The organism is Dialister sp. UBA1703, from assembly GCA_002320515.1.
GTDB lineage: Bacteria > Bacillota > Negativicutes > Veillonellales > Dialisteraceae > Dialister.
Genome location: DCJJ01000032.1, coordinates 1 through 4592, shown reverse-complemented (window position 1 = coordinate 4592; position 4592 = coordinate 1). Strand labels below are relative to the sequence as shown.

Below are 4592 nucleotides of genomic sequence, written 5' to 3'. Positions count from 1 at the left end.
CAATAAGAGGCTTTCCTATTGGCGGCTGACCGGCTCCCGTCGAAATGACAGTGAGGTGGAGTGGCAGCGGTGTCATTTCTGTATTTTTTCACAGCCCCTTTTTGATTGGCCCCGTGCAGCTTTGCTTTGTGGGTGCAGAAGGGCTGTGTAGAAGGGTTGTGTAAAAAGGTTGTGGAAGGAAAAGGTTCTTAAGTTTGACGGGCCTTTGGCCCGAGGGTTGTGGTGGCGGCTGACGCCGCAAGTAAAAAGGGGGCGCGGCTGACGCCGCAGGTTAGGGCCGCCTTTCGGCGGCGCCTTTGCTCCGCAAAGGCCTATCCTCAGCCCTGCCCCCCAGCTCCTTCCAGCGGAAGGAGCCTTACGTTACGCGCTATACTTCCCGCCCTCAACTGTCATCTGAGCTGCAGGCAAAGAATGGCCGGAGGGGCTGCGGGAAGTCTGATGTCTGACTGTCTGACCGTCTCACCGTCTGAACCTCCCCGCTTTCGGGAATACAGTCCATCCGCTCACAGCCAGCAGGCAGCCCATAGCGGACAACGGTCCCCCCTATAGGCTATAATAAAGAAAACCTATTTCCACAAGGAGCATGAAATGATACAGGAAACAGCCTATGCAAAAATCAATCTCACCCTGTCCGTGGGAGAAAGACGGCCGGACGGATACCATGACATTGACTCCGTCATGCACTCCATCTCCCTCCATGACACCATCACCCTCAAAAAGGCGGACACCGTCAGCCTTTCCATCCTGAAGGGCAGCGCCCCGGCGGGCCGGGACAACCTCATGGTGAAGGCGGCGGAGCATTTCCTTGCTGCCCGCCATATCATAGGCGGCGCCTCCATGACCCTTGCCAAGGAAACCCCTTCCGAAGCAGGCATGGGCGGCGGCTCCTCCGACGCTGCCGCCGTCCTCCGGGGACTTTCCGCCCTCTATGAAACAGGGGACACCCCGGAAACACTCGCCGCCTTGGGCGCTGCTCTGGGCGCCGACATCCCCTTCTGCGTCCTTGCCGGCGCCGCCCGCTGTGAAGGTATCGGGGAAAAACTCACCCCCCTTGCCCCCTGGACGGGCCTCCCCCTTCTCATTGTCCGCCCCCAGGTCTCCGTCTCCACCGCCAAAGCCTACGCCGCCATCGATGCCCGGAAACTCCGGCCGGAAAACACCACCGCCCTCTGTGTAAAGGCCCTGGAAACAAGAGACAAAAACCTCCTTCTTTCCTCCCTGTCCAACGACTTCGAAAGCGCCCTCTTCCCCACCCATCCCATCCTCTGCGAAACCGCCTGCGCCCTCCGCGCACTCTCCCGCCCCACTCTCATGACCGGCTCCGGCTCCGCCTTCTTCCTCCTTTTGGAAAATAAAAAAGAGGGCGACGCCCTCCGTGAAACGCTCAAGAGAGACCATCCCCTCTGGTTTGTAGAAACAGCAGAAACCGTGGCGCCATAAATACCTCATGCAAATCAATTTCCTGAACGCTTCCCGTTTTACAAAAGTGCGGCATGCCGCACTTTTGTAAAACGGGCTTTTTCATAAGGCCCATTCTCCCACCATTCCTATTCCCAAAACTTCCTGTTTTTCAAAGTTTTGGGAATAGGATATCTTCATTTCCATCTACTTTTGACAAATAGTCGCTTTCATGAGGGAGTTTTTGGCCGTCTTTCACATTTCATGAGGGAGTTTCCTCCAAGCCCAGCCTGAAGTCTGATTGTCTGATTGTCTGATTGTTTGATTGTCTGCTATCTGACCGTCTGGCACCCCCGTCATTTCGACCGCAGCCGGTCAGCCGACAATAGGAAAACCTCTTATTGGGCAGGCTGGAGGCCAACTTCGGCTGACTTGGAGGTCCTATACAGGATCTCCACAGAGTGGAGAAATCTCCCTGCTCATATGCAGTCCGCTGTATGTGAGAAAAAGTGCATTCCCACCAGTCTGATTGCCTGATTATCTTACAAGCTAATGATTCCTCCCCTGAATCACTCTTTCCTTGCATCCACCTCTTTATTCCCTTACAATATGGATAGAGAAAGAAAGGAGGCGAATCCATGACCGAGCAAAGACTTATCATAACAGAAAATATGATGGATTCCCTATACGGTTCGGATAACGCAAAGTATGACCAGCACGCCAAGCACCTTTTAGCCAGCCGGAAACTGCTCGCTGAAATCGTAAAAAAGGTGGTTCCCGAATTTCAGGATGCCAGCATCGATGACATTGCAAACAAATATATTGAAGGAACACCCCTTGTGGGAAGTGTACCTGTAAACCCGGGCCTTACGAATGCCGTGCCCTCCAAAATCTCAGGCGACCGCAATGAGGACGGGGCACCGAAAGAAGGATACATCACCTACGACATCCTCTTCCATGCCCGCGCACCAGGCACAGAGGAAACCATGACCCTCATTATCAACGTAGAGGCCCAGCGCAGCCAGAAAGAATCGACCCTGGGGTACCATCTGATGAAAAGGGCCGTCTTCTATGCCTGCCGCCTTATTTCTTCACAGAAAGAGCGGGAATTCGAAGGCAAGGATTATAATAGCATCAAAAAGATATATTCCATTTGGATCTGCATGGATTCGCCCAGCGAAGACAGCTATATCAATCGCTACCGTTTGGAAGAAAAGCACCTGCTCCACCGTTACAAGGAATCGCCTGAGAACTATGACCTGGTCAACATCGTTCTTATCAGCCTGGGAGAAAAGGCAGACAAAGACAGACTGATTCACCTGCTGCAGGTTCTTTTCACCGAAAGCCAGCAAACCTTTGACTCGAAAAGAAACATTTTGCAGAAAGAATATCACATTGAAATGACGCCGGAAATGGAAGAGGAGATGAATACTATGTGCAACTTGAGCTTAAATATTTCAGAAGAAGCCCTGAACAGAGGCCTGGCCCAGGGCCGTCAGGAAGGCCGTCTGGAAGGCCTGAATGAGACTGCCGTCCGCCTGCTTTCTATGGGCCTCTCTGTGGAAGATGTATCAAAGGGTACGAGCCTTCCTCTTGAAACCGTAGAAGAAATCAAAAAACAGATGATAGAGAAAAATAAATAAAAATAAAAAGAAAAAGAGGCATCCTGAAAAACAGGATGCCTCTTTGATTACATACCCATCTCTGCCCCCTCATTTCGAGCACAGCGAAGCGAAACCTCGAAATCTCCCTGCTCTACGTGACTTACCGTAAACGGGGATACACTTCCAGGCCCCATGTCAGTCTGATAGTCTGACCGCCCCTCAAAGTCCTCTGATTCAGTCCCGCTCGAAGAGATCCCGGGTATACACCTTGTCCTTCACATCATCCAGCACTTCATCATAGCGGTTCGCAATGATAGCCTGGCTCTCCTTTTTGAACTTCTCCATATCATTCACCACACGGCTTCCGAAGAAAGTGCTTCCGTCCTCCAAGGTGGGCTCATAGATAATGACTTCCGCTCCCTTGGCCTTAATCCGCTTCATGACCCCCTGGATGCTGCTTTGACGGAAATTATCGGAATTCGATTTCATGGTGAGTCGGTATACGCCGATGGTCATGGGCTTTTCCCTGGCCGCATCATAACTACTGCCATCATGGTAATACCCCGTCTTTGCCAACACCCGGTCAGCGATGAAATCCTTTCTTGTGCGGTTCGATTTCACAATGGCTTCAATTAAATCCTCCGGCACATCCCGGTAATTGGCCAGAAGCTGCTTCGTATCCTTCGGCAGGCAGTAGCCGCCATAGCCAAAGGATGGATTGTTATAGAACTCCCCGATCCGGGGATCCAGGCACACACCGTCGATGATTTCCCGGGTATCCAGCCCCTTCATTTCCGCATAGGTGTCCAGTTCATTGAAATAGGAAACACGCATGGCCAGGTAGGTATTGGCAAAAAGTTTCACCGCCTCTGCTTCTGTGAATCCCATGAAACGGGTGGGAATATCTTTTTTAATGGCTCCCTCCTGGAGGAGACGGGCAAAGGTATGCGCCGCCTTTACCAGCCGGGCATCGGACAAATCCGTACCAACGATGATGCGGCTGGGATAGAGATTATCATAAAGGGCCTTGCTCTCCCGCAGGAATTCAGGGCTGAAAATGATATTCTTCGACCCCATCTTCTCCCGGATTTCCTTCGTGTATCCTACAGGGATAGTGGACTTGATGACCATAATGGCATGGGGATTGTACTTCATCACCAGCTTGATAACGGCCTCTACAGAAGACGTGTCAAAAAAATTCCGCTGGCTGTCATAATTGGTAGGCGTGGCAATAATCACGATTTCCGCATCCCGATACGCCGCCTCTGCGTCCATGGTGGCCGTGAGATCCAGATCCTTCTCTGCCAGATACTTCTCTATATATTCATCCTGGATAGGTGACTTTCGATGGTTCACCATGTCCACCTTCTCCGGAATAATATCTACTGCCATCACATGGTTGTGCTGCGAAAGAAGGGTGGCTAACGAAAGACCCACATAACCGGTTCCTGCTACTGCTATATTCATGACTGTCTCCTGAAAGAATTAATAGCTTTATTATAATAAAATTCTTAATTCAAACAACTGTCCTATATATCTTAACTCAATACACCCTTAGCCTGCCAGTGCTTAGTGTAAAATTTTACTCGG

The 4592-nt window shown here is 51.3% G+C and carries 3 protein-coding genes; 2 read left to right on the top strand and 1 reads right to left on the bottom strand.

The window, feature by feature from the left end; translation table 11 throughout:
* The first annotated feature begins 588 nt into the window (after positions 1–588).
* Together ispE and B2Y11_RS01620 are read left to right on the top strand one after the other, a co-directional pair.
* Entirely contained in the window at positions 589–1440 is an 852-nt protein-coding gene (gene ispE / locus B2Y11_RS01625) for a 4-(cytidine 5'-diphospho)-2-C-methyl-D-erythritol kinase (RefSeq protein WP_291055330.1), read from the top strand.
* Positions 1441–2036: 596 nt separating this feature from the next.
* Positions 2037–3041 (top strand): hypothetical protein, encoded by a 1005-nt coding sequence (locus B2Y11_RS01620; protein ID WP_291055327.1) that lies wholly within the window; start codon positions 2037–2039, stop codon positions 3039–3041.
* 195 nt (positions 3042–3236) lie between these two features.
* Here the strand turns inward: B2Y11_RS01620 and B2Y11_RS01615 are convergent, their stop codons facing one another.
* Positions 3237–4469, bottom strand: a complete 1233-nt coding sequence (locus B2Y11_RS01615; RefSeq protein WP_291055324.1) for a nucleotide sugar dehydrogenase — start codon at positions 4467–4469, stop codon at positions 3237–3239.
* Positions 4470–4592: the final 123 nt, after the last annotated feature.

Excerpts from the sequence above, each read along its gene's own strand:
- ispE (WP_291055330.1), top strand. The coding sequence starts at position 589 with ATGATACAGGAAACAGCCTATGCAAAAATCAATCTCACCCTGTCCGTG.
- B2Y11_RS01620 (WP_291055327.1), top strand. The coding sequence starts at position 2,037 with ATGACCGAGCAAAGACTTATCATAACAGAAAATATGATGGATTCCCTA.
- B2Y11_RS01615 (WP_291055324.1), bottom strand. The coding sequence starts at position 4,469 with ATGAATATAGCAGTAGCAGGAACCGGTTATGTGGGTCTTTCGTTAGCC.